Origin of the sequence: Pseudomonas sp. MYb2 (genome assembly GCF_002979955.1) — a bacterium.
Taxonomy (GTDB): domain Bacteria; phylum Pseudomonadota; class Gammaproteobacteria; order Pseudomonadales; family Pseudomonadaceae; genus Aquipseudomonas.
The window spans coordinates 86,898-105,393 of record NZ_PCQC01000011.1 but is presented as its reverse complement, the minus strand read 5'-3'; the positions used below and the strand labels follow the sequence as shown (position 1 = coordinate 105,393).

13 protein-coding genes are annotated in these 18,496 nt (G+C 61.7%); all 13 read left to right on the top strand.

All coding sequences use genetic code 11. From position 1 onward, the window contains the following. Window positions 1-12: 12 nt before the first annotated feature. The 13 genes from treZ to CQ009_RS18865 all read left to right on the top strand — a co-directional run bounded on the left by treZ (window position 13) and on the right by CQ009_RS18865 (window position 18,429). Window positions 13-1,815: a malto-oligosyltrehalose trehalohydrolase gene (gene treZ / locus CQ009_RS18930; protein WP_105708143.1), complete on the top strand. Its 1,803-nt coding sequence runs from the start codon at window positions 13-15 to the stop codon at window positions 1,813-1,815. After that, window positions 1,812-3,890 carry a 4-alpha-glucanotransferase gene (malQ, locus tag CQ009_RS18925; protein ID WP_105708141.1) on the top strand — a complete coding sequence of 693 codons (2,079 nt, stop codon included), beginning with the start codon at window positions 1,812-1,814 and terminating at the stop codon, window positions 3,888-3,890. The genes treZ and malQ overlap by 4 nt, the downstream gene beginning before the upstream one ends. Further along, window positions 3,887-6,655: a malto-oligosyltrehalose synthase gene (locus CQ009_RS18920; RefSeq protein ID WP_105708138.1), complete on the top strand. Its 2,769-nt coding sequence runs from the start codon at window positions 3,887-3,889 to the stop codon at window positions 6,653-6,655. Before malQ ends, CQ009_RS18920 begins: the two co-directional genes overlap by 4 nt. Before the next feature lie 27 nt (window positions 6,656-6,682). Beyond that, on the top strand, window positions 6,683-6,997 hold the full coding sequence (locus CQ009_RS18915; RefSeq protein ID WP_064391089.1) for a DUF2934 domain-containing protein: 315 nt from the start codon (window positions 6,683-6,685) through the stop codon (window positions 6,995-6,997). Window positions 6,998-7,221: 224 nt separating this feature from the next. Beyond that, window positions 7,222-9,381 (top strand): glycogen debranching protein GlgX, encoded by a 2,160-nt coding sequence (gene glgX, locus CQ009_RS18905; RefSeq protein WP_064391088.1) that lies wholly within the window; start codon window positions 7,222-7,224, stop codon window positions 9,379-9,381. Between the two features lies 1 nt (window position 9,382). Then, window positions 9,383-10,381 carry an acyl-CoA dehydrogenase family protein gene (locus tag CQ009_RS18900; protein WP_064391087.1) on the top strand — a complete coding sequence of 333 codons (999 nt, stop codon included), beginning with the start codon at window positions 9,383-9,385 and terminating at the stop codon, window positions 10,379-10,381. Beyond that, window positions 10,378-11,136, top strand: a complete 759-nt coding sequence (locus CQ009_RS18895; RefSeq protein WP_064391086.1) for a PIG-L deacetylase family protein — start codon at window positions 10,378-10,380, stop codon at window positions 11,134-11,136. The genes CQ009_RS18900 and CQ009_RS18895 overlap by 4 nt, the downstream gene beginning before the upstream one ends. Next, window positions 11,133-11,732, top strand: coding sequence for an SAM-dependent methyltransferase (locus CQ009_RS18890; protein ID WP_064391085.1), 600 nt, complete (start codon window positions 11,133-11,135; stop codon window positions 11,730-11,732). The genes CQ009_RS18895 and CQ009_RS18890 overlap by 4 nt, the downstream gene beginning before the upstream one ends. Next, a complete protein-coding gene (locus CQ009_RS18885) occupies window positions 11,729-12,385 on the top strand; it encodes a glycosyltransferase family 2 protein (RefSeq protein ID WP_064391084.1) in 657 nt (218 codons plus the stop codon). The genes CQ009_RS18890 and CQ009_RS18885 overlap by 4 nt, the downstream gene beginning before the upstream one ends. Before the next feature lie 187 nt (window positions 12,386-12,572). Further along, the gene (locus CQ009_RS18880; RefSeq protein WP_064391083.1) at window positions 12,573-13,331 is read left to right on the top strand and encodes a PIG-L deacetylase family protein; all 759 of its coding nucleotides are present in this window, start codon (window positions 12,573-12,575) and stop codon (window positions 13,329-13,331) included. Window positions 13,332-13,519: 188 nt separating this feature from the next. Next, on the top strand, window positions 13,520-14,302 hold the full coding sequence (locus CQ009_RS18875; protein WP_064391082.1) for an endonuclease/exonuclease/phosphatase family protein: 783 nt from the start codon (window positions 13,520-13,522) through the stop codon (window positions 14,300-14,302). A gap of 195 nt (window positions 14,303-14,497) precedes the next feature. Then, window positions 14,498-17,035 (top strand): autotransporter outer membrane beta-barrel domain-containing protein, encoded by a 2,538-nt coding sequence (locus tag CQ009_RS18870; RefSeq protein WP_105708230.1) that lies wholly within the window; start codon window positions 14,498-14,500, stop codon window positions 17,033-17,035. 323 nt (window positions 17,036-17,358) lie between these two features. Next, window positions 17,359-18,429, top strand: a complete 1,071-nt coding sequence (locus tag CQ009_RS18865; RefSeq protein ID WP_105708134.1) for an autotransporter outer membrane beta-barrel domain-containing protein — start codon at window positions 17,359-17,361, stop codon at window positions 18,427-18,429. Window positions 18,430-18,496: the final 67 nt, after the last annotated feature.

Sequence of the window (18,496 nt, the reverse complement as noted above, 5' to 3'; positions counted from 1 at the left end):
AGGTTTTCAACGATGCCGTTACGGTCTACTGAAACCTGGCCCCACGGCGCGATCATGCTGGACGCCGAACACACGCAGTTTGCACTGTGGGCGCCGGATGCGTTTTACGTCAGTGTCGAGCTGGACAACGGCCAGTCCCTGCCAATGCTGCCTCAGGCAGATGGCTGGTTCGTGATCAAGACCCGCTGTGCGGCGGGTTCGCGTTATCGCTATAACATCGACGGTGAACTGGAGGTGCCCGACCCGGCTTCCAGGGCGCAGGACGGCGACCTCGACCGTCACAGCGTGGTGGTCGATCCGCTGGCTTATCAATGGCGACACACGGCCTGGCACGGTCGGCCGTGGAGCGAAGCGGTGATCTACGAGTTGCACGTCGGTGCGCTCGGGGGATTCGCGGAAGTCGAACAACATCTGGCGCGCCTTGCGGGCCTGGGCATCACCGCCATCGAACTGATGCCGCTGGCGCAGTTTCCCGGCGAACGCAATTGGGGCTACGACGGTGTTTTGCCCTACGCCCCGCAAGCCTCCTACGGCACGCCGGAACAACTCAAACACCTTATCGACAGCGCCCACGGCCACGGCCTGGCGGTGATTCTCGATGTGGTTTACAACCACTTCGGCCCCGACGGCAATTACCTCCATCGTTACGCCAAAGGTTTTTTCCGCGAGGACAAACACACGCCGTGGGGCGCGGCGATCGATTTCCGCCGCGACGAAGTGCGGGAATTTTTCATCGAAAACGCCCTGATGTGGTTGCTCGAATACCGCTTCGACGGTCTGCGCCTGGACGCGGTGCATGCCATCGAAGACCCGGATTTCCTCACGGTAATGGCCCAGCGCATCCGCGCGCAGATCGACCCGAGCCGGCATGTCTGGCTGACCGTGGAAAACGAACTGAACCAGTCGAGCCTGCTCGAATACGACTACGACGCGCAGTGGAACGACGACGGCCATAACGCCCTGCACGTGCTGCTCACCGGCGAAACCGACGCCTACTACGCCGACTATGCCGCACAACCCACCGAACAATTGGCGCGCTGCCTCAGTCAGGGTTTTGTCTTCCAGGGCCACATCACCCGCCATGGCGAACCGCGCGGCGAGCCCAGCGAACACCTGCCCTCCACGGCGTTCGTGCTGTTCCTGCAAAACCACGATCAGATCGGTAACCGTGCATTCGGCGAGCGCCTGCATCATCTGGCCGATCCGCGCGCGGTGCAGGCAGCGACCGTGTTGTTGCTGCTGTCACCGATGATTCCGCTGATGTTCATGGGTGACGAGTTCGCCGCCGAGCAGCCATTCCTGTTTTTCACCAGTCACCACGGCGAACTGGCGGAACGGGTGCGCGAGGGTCGGCGCAATGAATTCGCCGCGTTCAGCGCCTTCGCCGATCCGCACAAGCGCGAGCAGATTCCCGACCCGAACGGCGAAAAAACCTTCCACGCTTCACAGCCAAGGTTGATCGGTCATGGCAGCGAAAAACAGCAGGAAACCCTCGCGCTCTACCAAAAGCTCCTGCAATTTCGCCATCAATACATCATTCCCCATCTGTCCGGCACGCAAGCGCTCGGCGCGCATATGCTCGGTTATGGCGCGGTCAGTGCGCGCTGGCGTCTGGGCAATGGCAGCGAGCTGCGAATTGACCTGAACCTCAGCGACACGCCAGTGGTCAACCCTCCACAGACCGAGGCCGTGTGGTTGTTTCAACAGCCACCCACCGTCGATCTATCGGAATCGGGCGTACTGCCCGCGTATTGCGCGCTTGTCAGCCTCACGGCCGCAACCCCTTTGCAACCTCTGAATGGAGAGCGCCTATGAGCGATGCGCAACTGGAAATTCTTGCAAGCCGCGCCGGCCTTGCCGTCGACTGGATCGACGCCAACGGCCGCCCGCAAAAAGTCGCTCCGGCGGTGCTGCGCAATGTCCTGATCGGCCTCGGTCACCCCGCCAGCACGGCGCAGGAAATCGACGCCAGCCTGTTGGAACTGCAAGCCGTTCAACAAGATCGCCACTTGCCGCCGTTGTTGACCGCCGATGTCGGTGTCGGCGTCGATCTGGCGCGTTATTTCGCCCCGCAAACGCCGTGTGAAATTCACCTTGAAGACGGCTCGCGGCTGAATCTGAAACTCGATTCCGAAGCGATATTGCCGGGGCTGATCCCGGTCGGCTATCAACAGGTGCACATCAGCGATCAGTATTTCACCTTGGCCGTGGCCCCGGAGCGCTGCTTCAGCGTCGGCGATGCAGTGGATAATCCGATTCCCCGCGTCTGGGGCCTGAGTGCGCAGCTGTATTCGCTGCGCCGCCCCGGTGACGGCGGATTCGGCGATACTCAGGCGCTGGAAGACCTGGTGCGCGTGGCCGGTGAACGCGGCGCCGATGCGGTGGCGATCAGCCCGCTGCACGCCATGTTCAACGCCGATAACGGACGCTACAGCCCTTATTCGCCATCCAGTCGGTTGTTCCTCAATTCTCTTTACGCAGCACCCGGGACCATTCTCGGTGAGCGCGCCTTACGTGATGCGATCGACGCGGCCGGCCTGGCCGAGCAGTTCGCGCAACTGGAAGACCTGACGCTGATCGACTGGCCGAGCACCGCCGACGCCAAGCAGAAACTCCTGCAAGCGTTGTATGAAGGTTTCATCGCCGGTGAGCATCCGCTGCACCCGGACTTCGCCAGTTTCCGTCACGCCGGTGGCGAAGCATTGGAAAACCACTGCCGTTTCGAAGCGATTCAGGAAATGCGCGCCGCCCGTGGCGAGAACCTCGACTGGCGGCAATGGCCGGAACACTGGCACGACCCACGCGGCGCGGCGCTCGAAGCCTTCGCCGAAGAATATGCCGAGCGCATCGGCTATTTCGCTTTTTGCCAATGGCTGATCCACCGCTGCCTGGAACGTGCGCAAACCGCCGCACGCAGTGCCGGCATGGGCATTGGTCTGATCGCCGATCTGGCGGTCGGGGCCGATGGCGCTGGCAGCCAGGCCTGGAGCTTTCAGGACGAACTACTCGCCTCGCTGACCGTCGGTGCGCCGCCCGATATCCTCAACCGCTCCGGTCAGGGCTGGGGCATTTCCGCGTTCTCCCCCGAAGGCCTGATCCGTAATGGCTTTCGCGCGTTCATCGACATGCTCCGGGCCAATTTCGCCCACGCTGGCGGTCTGCGCATCGACCATGTGATGGGCCTGCAACGCCTGTGGGTGATTCCCAATGGCGCGGTGCCGGCCGACGGCGCTTATCTGTACTACCCGGTTGATGACTTGCTGCGTTTGCTGACCCTCGAATCCCATCGTCATCAGGCGATTGTCCTCGGTGAGGACCTCGGCACCGTGCCCGATGGCCTGCGCGAGAAACTCATCGCCCGCTCGATGCTCGGCATGCGCGTGCTGCTGTTCGAACAGGACAACTGTCACTTCAAGCCCATCCTCGACTGGCCGGACAACGCCCTCGCCACCACCAGCACCCACGACCTGCCAACACTCAATGGCTGGTGGCATGGCCGCGACATCGACTGGAACGCGCGCCTGGATTTTGTCGATGCCAACGGTGAAATCGAATGGCGCCATCATCGCCAGCGTGAGCGCGAAGGTTTGCGCAGCGCCTTGAGCCAGGATCCGCAAAACTTTCGCGAGGAATCCCACGAGGCCGATCAAGTAGTCGATGCCGCTGTGCGCTTCCTTGGCCATACCCGCGCCCCCTTGGTGTTGCTGCCACTGGAAGACGCGCTGGGTATCAACGAACAGGCGAACCTGCCCGGTACCATCGACACACACCCGAACTGGTCGCGGCGCTTGCCCGGTACCAGCGAAGCGTTGCTCGATAGCGACGACGCTGCGCGACGGCTTGAGTTACTGGCGTGCGCGCGCCTTCAGGCGGCCGAGCGTGACCAATGAACCAAGCGCTCATCCAGCCACTGCGCGCGACGTTGCGTCTGCAGTTTCATAAAGGCTTCACCCTCGAACAAGCGGTGCCACTGGTACCGTACTTTGCCCGGCTCGGCATCAGCCACATTTATGCCTCGCCGCTACTCGCCGCGCGTGCCGGCTCGATGCACGGCTACGACGTGGTCGATCCGACCCAGGTCAACCCGGAGCTCGGCGGCGAAGCGGCGTTGCGGCGTTTGGTCAGCACCCTGCGCGAACACAACATGGGGCTGATCCTCGATATTGTCTCCAATCACATGGCCGTCGGCGGCAGCGACAATCCGTGGTGGCTCGACCTGTTGGAGTGGGGGCGGCTGAGCCCTTATGGCGAGTTCTTCGACATTCAGTGGCACTCGCCCGACCCGTTAATGGAAGGCCAGTTGTTGCTGCCGTTTCTTGGCAGCGATTACGGGGTCGCGTTGCAGGAGGGCACGCTGAAACTGCGTTTCAATGCGCAGGCAGGCAGTTTCCATGTCGAGCATTATGATCATCACTTCCCGATCTGCCCGAACGATTACGGCGAGTTGCTGAAGCCCGCGGAAGCGCTGAAACCCCTCGCGGATCGCTTCAGCACGCTGAGTTACCAGACCGATGCGCATGCGTTGGCGATCCCGCTGAAGGACGAGTTGCGGCAACTGGCGCGCGACCCGCAGATCCTTGCCGCGATTCAGCGCAACCTTGAGCATTACGACTCGACCACGGCAGAAGGCTTCCAGCAGTTGCATCAATTGCTCGAACGGCAAAGCTATCGCCTCGCCAGTTGGCGCACCGCAGCGGATGACATCAACTGGCGGCGCTTTTTCGACATCAACGAGCTCGGCGGCCTGCGCGTCGAACGCCCCGCGGTGTTCGAAGCCACCCACGGCAAGATCTTCCAGTTGATCGCCGAAGGGCTGGTCGACGGCTTGCGCATCGACCACATCGACGGCCTCGCCGACCCGCGCGGCTACTGCCGCAAACTGCGCCGGCGCGTCGATCGGCTGGCACCGGGCAGGCACTTGCCGATCTACGTCGAGAAGATCCTCGGCGCCGGTGAAACCCCGCGCCGCGACTGGACGGTGGATGGCACCACCGGTTACGAGTTCATGAATCAACTATCGCTGCTGCAACACGATCCGGACGGCGAATACGTCCTCGGTGATCTCTGGCAACGCCGCACCGAACGCCCCGCCGCGTTCATCGAAGAAGCGCAACTGGCGCGTCAGCAGATCCTCAACGGCTCGCTCGCCAGTGACTGCGAAAGCGTCGCTCAGGCCCTGCTGCAAGTCGCCCGCGATGACCTGATGACCCGCGACCTGACGCTGGGCGCGATCCGCCGGGTGTTGCAGGCATTGATCGTGCACTTCCCGGTGTATCGCACTTACATCAGCGCCATGGGCCGCTCGGCGCAGGACGAGGGGTTTTTCCAGCAGGCCATGGACGGTGCCCGGCAAACCCTCAGCGAAGGCGACTGGCCGGTGCTCGACTGCGTGGCGAGTTGGCTCGGTGGCACGCCGTGGCGGCGCAAACCGCGCGGGCGTTCACGGAAGATTCTCAAGCATGCCTGCGTACGCTTTCAGCAACTGACCTCACCGGCAGCGGCCAAAGCCGTGGAGGACACCGCGCTGTATCGCTCGGCCGTGCTGCTGTCGCGTAACGATGTCGGCTACAACACCGAGCAGTTCAGCGCGCCGGTCAGCGACTTTCATGCGGTCAATCAGCAACGGTTGGATGAATTTCCCGACAACCTGCTGGCCACCGCCACCCACGACCATAAACGCGGCGCAGACACCCGTGCGCGGCTGGCCGTGCTCAGCGAGCGCAGCCATTGGTACGCGGAGCAGATCGAATTGTGGCGCGCCCTCGCCCGCCCCGTTCGGGTTGACGAGCAAATGCCGTCGAGTGGCGATGAACTGATCCTCTATCAAGCCTTGCTCGGCAGTTGGCCGCTGCAACTGCGCGATGACGATCAGGCCGGGTTCGCCGACTACGCCAAACGTATCTGGCAATGGCAGCAGAAGGCGTTGCGGGAAGCCAAGCTGCAAAGCAGTTGGAGTGCGCCGAACGAAGCCTATGAAAACGCCGCGCAAGCGTTCACCGAAAAACTCCTTACCGGAGAAGAAGGTGAACTGCTGCGCGCCGCGCTGAGCAAGACCGTCAACAGCATCGCCGCTGCCGGCGCGCTCAATGGTTTGGCGCAAACCTTGCTGCGCATGACCGTGCCGGGGGTGCCGGATCTGTATCAGGGCAACGAGTTCTGGGATTTCAGCCTGGTCGATCCGGACAATCGCCGGCCAGTGGATTACGCCGCTCGCGAGCGAGCCTTGCAGGAGCCATTGCCACCTGTGGAGTTGCTGGCGAACTGGCGTGACGGGCGTATCAAACAAGCCTTGATCGCCCAGGTGCTGAACCTGCGCGTCGAGCATGCCGAGCTGTTTCGGCGTGGCAGCTACCAAGCCCTGGAAGTGCTCGGCAGTCAGGCGCACAACGTGCTCGCGTTTGCCCGCGAGCACGAGGGGAAGCAGGCCATCGTGATCGTGCCGATCCGTTGCGCCACGCTGCTGGAAAACGGTGCTGTACCTCAGGTCGATGCGCTGCGCTGGGGCGATACGCGGGTGGTTTTACCGTTCGCCGCCTCTGACACAAACCTGAAGGGACTTTTTTCAAGCAGCGCAGTCACAAAAAACAGGGAGCTGAATATCAGCGACGCGCTGGGGGATGTCCCGGTCAATCTCTTTATCCAACACTTAACGTAAGCATGAGTTCAGTTCAGGAGCATTGCGATGAGTACCGACGATAAACGCATTCGCGAATTCGCCTATCAGATCTGGGAATCGGAAGGTCAGCCCGACGGTCAGGAAGAACGCCACTGGGAGATGGCGCGCAAACTGGCCGAAGCCGAGGCGCTGGCCCCGAAAAAGCCACCGAAAGCGGCTGGCAGCAAAACCGCTGGCAAGACTGCCGAAACCAAGGCGCCGGCCGCCAAACCGAAACCTGCGTTGAAAGCCAAGCCCGCCAGCGCCGCCAAAGTGATTCCCCCGGGCGAAAAAGCCGCCGAGAAAAAGCCCCGAGCGCCGCGCAAGCCTTCGGCGATCTAAAGCTTTAACGACGATTGAACTGAATGACCGTGTGGCGGGCTCGCTCGCCACCGAGGACGCGTTCGTCCTCAAGAAACCCACCAATCCCCTGTAGGAGTGAGCCTGCTCGCGATAGCCATTTGACATTCGACATCGATGTCGCCTGATAGACCGCTATCGCGAGCAGGCTCACTCCTGCACGGGGATGTGTAAGCCCAGAAATTACCCGTTTTGCAGGAGCAATCATGACCCGTCCAAACAAACCCGAGCCCACCGCGCACGCCGAGCCGTCGAGAATCCGTGAAGGCCTGCCCTTCCCGCTTGGTGCGACCTGGGATGGGTTGGGGGTCAACTTCGCGCTGTTTTCCGCCAACGCCACCAAAGTCGAACTGTGCATCTTCGACGATGCCGGCGAAGTCGAACTCGAACGCATCGAACTGCCGGAATACACCGACGAGATCTACCACGGCTACTTGCCCGATGCGCACCCGGGGCTGATCTACGGCTACCGTGTCTACGGCCCGTACGACCCGGCCAACGGCCACCGATTCAACCACAACAAGTTGCTCATCGACCCCTACGCCAAACAATTGGTCGGCCAGCTCAAATGGTCCGAGGCACTGTTTGGCTACACCATCGGCCATCCCGATGCCGACCTGAGTTTCGATGAACGCGACAGCGCGCCTTTCGTGCCCAAATGCAAAGTCATCGACCCCGCACACACCTGGGGCAACGACCAGCGTGTCAGTGTGCCGTGGGACAAAACCATCATTTACGAAACCCACGTGCGCGGCATCAGCATGCGTCACCCCTCGGTGCCGGAAAACGTGCGCGGCACCTTTGCCGGTCTGATGAATGACGATGTACTCAAACACATTCGCAGCGTCGGCGTTTCGTCGGTCGAGTTGCTGCCGATCCACGCCTTCGTCAACGACCAGCATCTGCTGCACAAAGGCATGACCAATTACTGGGGCTACAACAGCATCGCGTTCTTTGCCCCCGACCCGCGCTACCTGGCCAGCGGCAAAATCGCCGAGTTCAAGGAAATGGTCGCGCACCTGCACGAAGCCAACCTCGAAGTGATTCTCGACGTGGTCTACAACCACACCGCCGAGGGCAACGAGCAAGGCCCGACCCTGTCGATGCGCGGCATCGACAACGCCTCCTACTACCGCTTGATGCCCGACGACAAGCGCTTCTATATCAACGATTCCGGCACTGGCAACACGCTGGACCTGAGCCACCCGTGCGTGCTGCAAATGGTCACCGACTCGCTGCGTTACTGGGCCACGGAAATGCACGTCGACGGTTTCCGCTTCGACCTGGCGACGATTCTCGGCCGCTATCACGACGGTTTTGACGAGCGTCACAGCTTCCTCGTGGCCTGCCGTCAGGACCCGGTGCTGCGTCAGGTGAAAATGATCGCCGAGCCGTGGGACTGTGGCCCCGGTGGCTATCAGGTCGGCAACTTCCCGCCGGGCTGGGTCGAGTGGAACGACAAGTTCCGTGACACCGTGCGCGCGTTCTGGAAAGGTGATGACGGTCAGGTTGCAGACTTCGCCAGCCGCATGACCGCCTCCGGCGAGATGTTCAATCAGCGCGGACGCCGGCCGTATTCGTCGGTGAACTTCATCACCGCGCACGACGGTTTCACCCTCAACGATCTGGTTTCGTACAACGACAAGCACAACGAAGCCAACGACGAGAACAATCAGGACGGCAGCAACAACAATCTATCGTGGAACCACGGCGTCGAAGGGCCGACCGACGATCCCGAGATCAACGCGCTGCGCCATCGTCAGATGCGCAATTTCTTCGCCACCCTGCTGCTCTCTCAGGGCACACCGATGATCGTCGCCGGCGATGAATTCGCCCGCACCCAGGACGGCAACAACAACGCCTATTGCCAGGACAGCGAGATCGGTTGGGTCAACTGGGACCTGAGCGAGGATGGCAAGGCGCTGCTGAAATTCGTCAAACGTCTGATCAAGTTGCGTCTGGCCTATCCGATTCTGCGACGCGGGCGTTTTCTGGTCGGCGAATACAACGAAGACATCGGCGTCAAGGACGTCACCTGGCTGGCGCCGGACGCCACCGAGATGACCACCGAGCATTGGCATGACGCACACAATCGCTGTCTCGGCATGTTGCTCGATGGTCGCGCGCAGGAAACCGGGATTCGCCGCAAAGGTGGCGACGCGACGCTGCTGCTGGTGGTCAACGCGCACCACGACATCGTCAATTTCACCTTGCCGCAAGTGCCTGACGGCGGTTTCTGGACGTGCATGATCGACACCAATCAGCCGTCGATTCGCGGTCAGGAACGTTTCGATTTCGGTCATGAATATTCCGTCACCGGGCGCTCACTGCTGCTGTTCGAGCTGCAACACGAAGAAGAAGATTGATATGGACTTGCACAGCTATCTCGCCCGGCGCCCGCCGGACTACGCCAATACCACCGCCCTCGGCAGTTGCCTGCGGGCGATGGTCGAGGCCGGGCATGACCGTTTGCCGCTACCCGGCAGCGGTCGCACCCTGGAACGTTTTCAGCACTTGGCCGATGTCGGCGGGCATGATCTGGGCCTGTGCAAACTCTTCGAGGGGCACACCGACGCACTGGCAATCATCGAGCAACTGGGCGGTTCGCCGACGCCCGGCAGTACGTGGGGCATGTGGGCTGCGGAGCCGCCGCAGGCTCGGGTCAAGGTTTCGGCGGCCGGGCACATGGTCGCGCTGCACGGGCGCAAAGCCTGGTGTTCTGGCGCGGCGGTACTCAGCCATGCCCTGCTGACCGCGTGGGACGCTGACGATCAGCAGCAACTGGTCGCCGTCGCCCTCGATCAACCGGGCGTGACCATCACCGATCAGGGTTGGCAAGCGGTGGGCATGGCGGCGACCGGCAGCGTCGAAGTGGTGTTCGAAGGCGCCGAAGCACAGGCGATCGGCAACCCTGGCGACTATCTGCAACGCCCGGGTTTCTGGCAGGGCGGGATCGGCATCGCTGCCTGCTGGTACGGTGCCGCACGGCAGCTTGGCGAAAGTCTGCGCCAACACTGCGCGCGACGCGAAGAAGCCCACGCCCTCGCCCATCTCGGCGCGGTCGACACGGCTTTGCAGGCTGGCGCTGACGTCTTGCGCTTCAGCGCACTGCACATCGATGCCCATCCCGAGGACGACGCCGAATTGCTCGCGCGGCGGGCCCGCGCGGTGGTCGAGCAATCGGCCGAACAGGTGATGCGCGAAGTGGGCCGAGCCCTGGGTGCCGGGCCTTTTTGCAAAGACCGGCATTTCGCCCGGTTGATCGCCGATCTGCCGGTGTTTCTGCGGCAAAGCCACGCCGAACGCGATCTCGCCGCCCTCGGCCAACTGATCACCGCGCAATCGGATGAGGTATGGACGCTATGAGAACCAATCCAATCGTCGGCCAGGGAACATCCCTGCATCAATGGCAAAGCTCACGACATCTGGCGGAGCTCGACAGCATCGACATCCTTAGTCTGGTGCCGCCTGGCTCACGCGCGGTGATTGTCGCGCCGCATCCAGACGATGAAGTGCTCGGCTGCGGCGGTTTTCTGCAACGGCTTGCCGCTGCCGGGCGTGAGCTGCAACTGATCTCGGTCACCGATGGCAGTGCCAGCCATCCCGGCTCCGCGCGCTGGCCGGTGGCACGGCTGAGCGTGGTGCGTGCGCAGGAGTCCGCCGAGGCCCTGCGCCGTCTCGGCCTGCCGATGCATCGTTTGAAGTGGCTGCGCGCGGGTTTCACTGACACACAGGTGGCCGCTGAAGAACCCGCCTTGCGCGCCTTCATCCAGCGGCATCTGCGCGCCAACGATGTGCTCTTCACCACCTGGAGCGAAGATGGCCATTGCGACCATGAAGCCGTCGGCCGCGCCAGTACCGAAGCGGCGCGGCTTGTCGGTGCGACCTGCCACGAACTGCCGGTATGGACCTGGCACTGGGCAACGCCGGAAGACGCTTTGGTGCCATGGCAGCGGGCGCGCAAGATTCTCCTGTCTCCCGAGCAAATCGCGCGCAAGCGTCACGCCGTGCACGCTTTCACCAGCCAATTGGAGGGCGACGCCGAATCCGGACTGGCGCCGGTGCTTGCGCCTTACGTGCTGGACCGGCTGCTGCAACCGTTCGAAGTGGTGTTCTTGTGAGCGTCGAAGACCGCTATTTCGAAGGGCTGTTTGCCGGCAACGATGATCCGTGGGCGTTTCGCCAGCGCTGGTACGAACAGCGCAAACGCGCAATCACTCTCGCCGCCCTGCCGCGTGCGCACTATCGGGCGATTTTCGAACCGGGCTGCGCCAATGGTGAATTGAGCGCCGAGTTGGCAGGTCGTTGCGACCGTCTGCTGTGTTGCGACACGGCGAGTGCGGCCGTCAGTCTGGCGCGTACCCGACTAAGCCTGTTCGATCACGCCGAAGTCCGGCAAAACCGCTTGCCGGACGACTGGCCGGAGGAAAAATTCGACCTGATCGTATTTAGCGAAATCGGCTACTACCTCGACAGCAAGGATCTGACAGAAGTGATCCGTCGGATCAGTCACAGCCTGACCGCTGACGGTCAATTGCTCGCCTGCCACTGGCGGCCGCCGATCGATGACTGCCCGCTGAATGCGCGACAGGTACACGACCTGATCCACGAACAATTGCATCTGCCGCGACTGGCGCTGCATCAGGAAGCCGATTTCATTCTTGAGGTGTGGAGCCGCGAGCCACGTTCAGTGGCGGCACTGGAGGGTTTGCGATGATCGGCATCCTGATCCCGGCGCACAACGAAGAGGCGCTGCTCGACGATTGCCTGAGCGCAGCGATGCGCGCCAGCAGGCACGGACTGCTGGCTGGTGAGCGGGTCGAGGTGTTGGTGGTGCTCGACAGTTGCACCGATCGCTCGGCGCAGATTGTCAGCCGTTACCCGGTGCAGAGCCTGCACATTGAGGCGCGCAATGTCGGTCAGGCGCGTGCCGCCGGGGCGCAGGTTCTGCTGGAGCGCGGTGCCCGCTGGATCTCCTGCTCGGATGCCGACAGTCGCGTGGCCGACGATTGGCTGGTGGCGCAACTGGGCCTGGGGGCAGACGCGGTGTGTGGCACCGTGACGGTCGAACACTGGCCTGAGTCGTTCGCCGAAGCCGCGCAAATTCGCTATCACAGCCAGTATCAGGCCCGCGATGACCATCGGCACATCCACGGTGCCAACCTCGGCATCAGCGCCGACGCCTATCGCTGGGCCGGAGGCTTCCCGCCGCTGGTGTGCGATGAAGATGTGCAGTTGGTCCGGCAACTGCAATTGTCCGGTGCCGACATCGCCTGGAGCCATCGCCCGCGAGTGCATACCAGCGCCCGCCTCGACAGCCGCGCCCGTGGCGGATTTGGCGACTACCTGCGAAATCTGGCACAGCTTTGACAAATAAATCCGGATCAGATTGATCTGTAACGCGACGAACTGTACTTCATGAGCAATACTCTGCTGCGCGGCAATCCAGGGTTCGGAGCGTCGCATGGCATTTACCCCGCCTTCACGGGTCGTTCGCGACAACCATCGAGGTTGCAAGCACGACTGAGGGCCAGACTCAACAAGGACGTCATCCCCCATGAAACCGTTATTTCTCAGCGAAAACAGCCCGAACGGGCAGATCTGGAACAGCGCCGCGCAACTCGACAATATTCCGGTCATCGCCACCCAAAGCCTGGTTCCCCCTGGCGCGCGCGCCGTGGTGATCGCCCCGCATCCCGGTGATGAAGTGGTGACTTGCGGCGGCCTTCTGCAATTGCTCGCCAGCCTCGGCCATCCGTTGCAACTGCTGTCGATCACCGACGGCAGCGCCAGCCACCCCGGTTCACGTCAATGGTCGGAGAAACGCCTGAGCGTGTTCCGTCCGCAGGAAAGTGTCGAAGCCCTGCGGCGCCTGGGCTTGCCCATGCACAGTTTGAAGTGGGTACGCGGTGGTTTCACCGATAACGCGCTGCTGGATCAGGAACGCCAGCTGACCGACTTCATCGGCCGCTACCTGCGCCCCGGCGACGTGGTGTTCAGTACCTGGCGCGAGGACAGCAATGACGACCATGAAGTCGTCGGCCGCGCCAGTGCCAAGGCTGCCGAGCTGGCTGGCGCCAGCTATCACGACGTGCCGGTCTGGGCCTGGCACTGGCCGGAACGCGATCACGCGCTGATCCCCTGGCAGCGCGCGCGCAAGCTGCGCCTCGACACCTGGACCGTCGCCCGCAAGAGCCACGCCACCCATGCTTACGCCAGCCAGCTGAAGGGTGAGCCGGCCATCGGCATCGCGCCAATGTTGCCGCCGGTGATTCTTGAGAGGATGCGTTTGCCCTACGAAATCGTCTTCGTCTGACAAGTACCTTGGAGGAGCTGCCGAAGGCTGCGATCTTTTGATCTTGATCTGCAGAAGCAGAAGCAAAAGATCGCAGCCTCGTTTCACTCGACAGCTTCTACAGATGAATGGCGCCCCCAAGCAAAAGGAACTGCCGCCCCTCCCCATCAGTCGCATGAATAAGCCGACCGCTATCCAGAGGAGTCACCGTGTCCAGCGATCCCGAGCGTCATGTAGTCGACGCGCCCGTCATCCATCGTCTCAGGGTGCTGACGGTCAACACCCACAAAGGTTTTACCGCGCTGAATCGGCGCTTCATCCTTCCGGAACTGCGTGAAGCGGTGCGCAGTACCTCGGCCGATCTGGTGTTCTTGCAGGAAGTGGTCGGTGAACACGAGCGTCATTCCAGCCGCTACAACGAATGGCCGCAAACCTCGCAGTACGAGTTTCTCGCCGACAGCATGTGGAGCGATTTCGCCTACGGACGCAATGCCGTCTACCCCGACGGCCACCACGGCAATGCGCTGTTGTCGAAATACCCGATCCGTGAATACCGCAACCTCGATGTCTCGATCACCGGACCCGAACGGCGCGGCCTGTTGCACTGCGTGCTCGATGTACCGGGGCATGCCGAAGTGCATGCGATCTGCGTGCATTTAAGCCTGCTCGAAAGTCATCGGCAATTGCAGCTGCAGCTGCTTTGCCAACTGCTCGAATCGCTGCCCGACGACGCCCCTGTGATCATTGCCGGCGACTTCAACGACTGGCAACTTCAGGGCAACGTCGCCCTCGCCCGTCGCGACTATCTGCACGAAGCCTTCGAGCGGCATCACGGGCGCCCGGCCAAGACTTATCCGGCACGCTTTCCACTGTTGCGACTGGACCGTATCTACCTGCGCAATGCCAGCAGTCATGATCCCCGGATCCTCGGCAACAAGCCGTGGACGCATCTCTCCGATCACTTGCCGCTGGCGGTGGAAGTGCATTTGTAAGCGCGATTCTGACAAGACCGTCTGTCAGCCCCGCTTGAACCGCGAGGAAAACCATCTACACCTAAATCAGCTCAGGGAGTAGCGCATTCAATCTGTTAGGTCATGGAGTTGATGTAAGGCATCAGCTGTAAACGATGCCGGACCCATGGCATACCCAAGGATGAATTCCCCCCGAATTTGCCGTAGGGAATGACCATGCCGCGCTACTCCACGCCTCTGCGGACACTACCGCACGTTTTGTTCCTGCCCGCTTCCTTGCTGTTATTGATCCTCCAACCCGTTTCAGCGGCCTGCACGCTTGTGCCGGGGCCTGGCAATGACAACTTCACCTGTGACAGCGGCACCAGCAGTTCACTGACGGATCTCGCCGGCAACAACAGCCTGACCCTCCCCGCCAACAGCACTGGCCAGATCAATGGCGGCGTAACTTTCGGCGCAGGTGCCGACCGGGTCGAGATCAATTCCGGCGTGATCACCGGCGCGGTCAGTCAGGGCAACGGCGTCGATGATTTCGTCATCAATGGCGGGTCTATCGGTTCACTGGCCCAAGGCGATAGCCGCGATACGTTCCTGATGACCGGCGGCACCATCGTCGGCGCTTTCGAGGACGGTGATGTCGCACGCATGACCGGCGGCACGATCGGCCGGGTCGACATGAAACTCGATAACAATATTTTCAACCTGTCGGGCGGGCAGATTTTCGGCAATCTGGTGACCGGGTTCGGCACCGATACGATCATCGTTTCCGGCGGCCGCATCGGCGGCAACATCAGTGTCAGCGGCGGTAACGACAGCATCACCGTCAGTGGTGGGGAAATCGTCGGCGAGATTCGCGCCAGCGTCGGTGATGACGCTTTCATGTGGGACGGCGGCGGGATTATCCGCTCGGCGATCCTGATGGACATCGGCAATGACACGGCCACCCTGCGTAATCTGGACGACAGCATTCTTGCGCTGACGCCCAGCATTGATGGCGGCGTCGGTACTGATACGTTGACGCTGGACAACACGCGCACCGCCCTGCCTGTACGCCTTATCAATTGGGAAACAGTCAACCTGAGCAATGCCTCGCAGCTTGATCTGGGTTCGTCCAGCCTGGTGCTGGGTGACGCGGGAACCGGCACGGGCGCGTTGAACATCGACGCCAGCAGCACACTGTTTTCCACTCAGGGCAGCGTTGCGCCAGCGCTGGCGGGACAAAACGTGACGCTCAACAACGCCGGGATCATCGACCTGACACAAGGCAACAGCCGCACCAACGACACACTGACCGTGCAAGGCAACTACGTCGGTAATCGTGGTCAGTTACTGCTGCAAAGCGCCGTTGCTGGTGATGATTCGGCAAGCGACAGACTGATCATCAACAACGGCAGCCTTGGCGGGTCGACGGTCATCAGTGTCAGCAACGTCGGCGGTCTGGGCGCACTGACTCAGGTCAATGGCATTGAACTGGTGCAGGCACAAGGCAGCGCTGTCAGCAGCAATACGGCGTTTACTCTCAGCGGCCCGGTGTCTGCCGGCGCTTACGATTACTACCTGTTCAAGGGGGGCGTCACCGCCGGCACCGAGAATAACTGGTATCTGCGCTCAGCCGTTGTCGCACCGCAATTGATGAGCGTGCCCAATCCCGATCCGGCATTACCGCCGCTTCTGGTTCCAGTCGTGGCCACGCCCATTGCGGCGGCCATCACCCCGCTCGACGGCGCGCCCGGCGAAGCGCTGTCCATCGCCTCGCTGCCGGTGTTACCTGCCGCCGTGGCCGGTGCCGCGCCAATTCCCCTGTATCGCCCGGAAGTACCGACCTGGTCGGTGTTGCCGCCCGCTGCCGCGCAACTGACGCTGAATGCACTGGGAACGTTTCATGATCGTCAGGGCGAGCAGCGCCTGCTCAGCGAAACCGGCGCATTTGGCGCCGGTTGGGGCCGGGTCTACGGCAAGAACCTCGAGCAGACCTGGGCCGGTACGGTGACTCCGCGTCTGGACGGCTCACTCAATGGCTTTCAGGTCGGCAACGATCTGTTCAGTTCGCAGAATTCCAGTGGCCAGCACCAGCGCGTGGGGTTCTTTGTCGGCCACAGCCGTTTGCAGGGTGATGTCGACGGTTTCAACGAGGGCTTCCAGCACAACAGCGCTGGCAAGATCAAACTCGAAGGCGACAGCTATGGCCTGTACTGGACGCTCACGGATCCCTACGGCTGGTACGTCGACACCGTGGTGATGGGCACGCGTTTCGACGGCGACAACCATTCCGATCGCGGGGTAAAACTGGACAATCGTGGGCACGCGCTGACCTTGTCGGCCGAAGCCGGTTATCCATTGCCGATCAGTGATACGTGGGTAATCGAGCCGCAGGCGCAGGTCATCCACCAGAAAATCTCCCTCGACAGCCAGGACGATGGTATTTCACGCGTCTCGTTCGATTCCGACGGTGCCTGGACCGGCCGTCTCGGTGCGCGCCTCAAGGGTCGTTATCAAGTCAGCGGTTTGCCGGTGGAACCGTACCTGCGCGCCAATCTATGGCATACGTTTTCCGGAACTGACTCGGTGACATTCGGCACCAGCGATGTCATTACCACCGAACAGAAATCCTCGACAGCAGACATTGGCCTGGGCGTCGTGTTGACCCTCGATCGCGCCGTCAGTGTGTACGCCAGTACCGATTACACCAGCAATATTGACAGCAATGACCTGCGCGGCGTGGTAGGCAATCTGGGTGTGCGGATTAGCTGGTAGACCTTCCGTCGGCAATTAAACCTCTCTACCTCGGGGCTTTCACTGCGTTTTACCATGCAAACAACAACTTAGTTATGTGCAGAAAAACAAACGCTTGCAAACGCTGCTTTACCACTACCGCTCATCGTTCAATTTCTTGACGGGCGCCTTCCAGTCTTCTTATCTCTACCTTACTACCCCCGGAATCACTACCCGGGACGAGCCTTCGGACACTCGCGAAATCGAGCGGTCAGGGTTCGCCCCGCTCCATTCGGTCGCCCCTCGTTCGGGGTAGGAGAGACGCCAAACTCGAGATACCGCATGCGCCTGCAAGGTAGACCTCCATGAAAACGCCCACCATCACCCCACACGAGATCAAAATCACTTTCTGCACAGTGTCGAGTTCGATCCTGCTGTGCTCATCCATGGAGGCGCAGGCCAGCCCTGTGTCGGATGAAACGACCCCGTGGTATCGCGCGGACGTTCCCGTCATGACTTTGCCCGCCACGGTCATTACCCCAGGCCCGCAACGCCTCAGTCCACGTCCAGACCTGCAGGGCACGCGCCTGATCACCGAAGACCTCGCACCGTCGGCCTGGGATGAGCTGTATGGCAGAAGTGCCCGTCAGGCACAAACCGATGTGTTGTCGTCGGGTTACGCGATGCCTGGCAGCGGCGACTTCAAAGGCCCGGCTGTGTTGACGCTGCAAAGTGGTAGCCATACCCAGAAAATCGGCCTGATTGGTGGTCTCAACCAGATTCAAGCCAATGGCAATGGTCCGCTTACCAGCCGCGCCCTGGCAGACCCGAACAGTGACACGCTTAATCTGCAAGGCCAAAGCCTCGGCGCCTATTACAGCCTGATCGGCGCGCAGGGTTGGCACGTCGATTTATCCGCCAGCGGCGGCCGGGTCAGTGGCTTTAGCCGCAACGGCCAAGGCGCGCGGCAAGCCACCGAAGGCAGCGCCATGACTTTTTCGGTCGAAGGCGGTTATCCGATCGGCCTGAGTGAAAACTGGGTGGTCGAACCGCAGGCGCAACTGATCAATCAACGCATCACCCTCGACACGCCCTACGCCGGCTCGGGCAATGCCTCTTCCGCCGATCTGACGGCATGGAGCGGTCGTGTCGGCGCACGCTTGAAAGGCAGTTACGATTTGAACGGCCTGCCGGTCGAGCCCTATGTGCGCACCAACCTCTGGCACACGGTGTACACCGGCAATACCGTGACACTGGATCAGGTCGACAAGATCAGCAGCAGCCGCAAGTCATCTACCGTTGAATTGGGCTTGGGCCTGGTGGCGCGGGTGACGCCGGCAGTGAGTCTGTATGTCAGTGCCGATTACAGCAGTGATGTCGATGACAATGATTTGAACGGGATCATTGGCAGTCTTGGGGTGCGGATGCGTTGGTAGCGTTTGGCTTGGCGGCGAGAGTGTTTGTGCTGACGCCATCGCGAGCAGGCTCACTCCTACAAGGGGA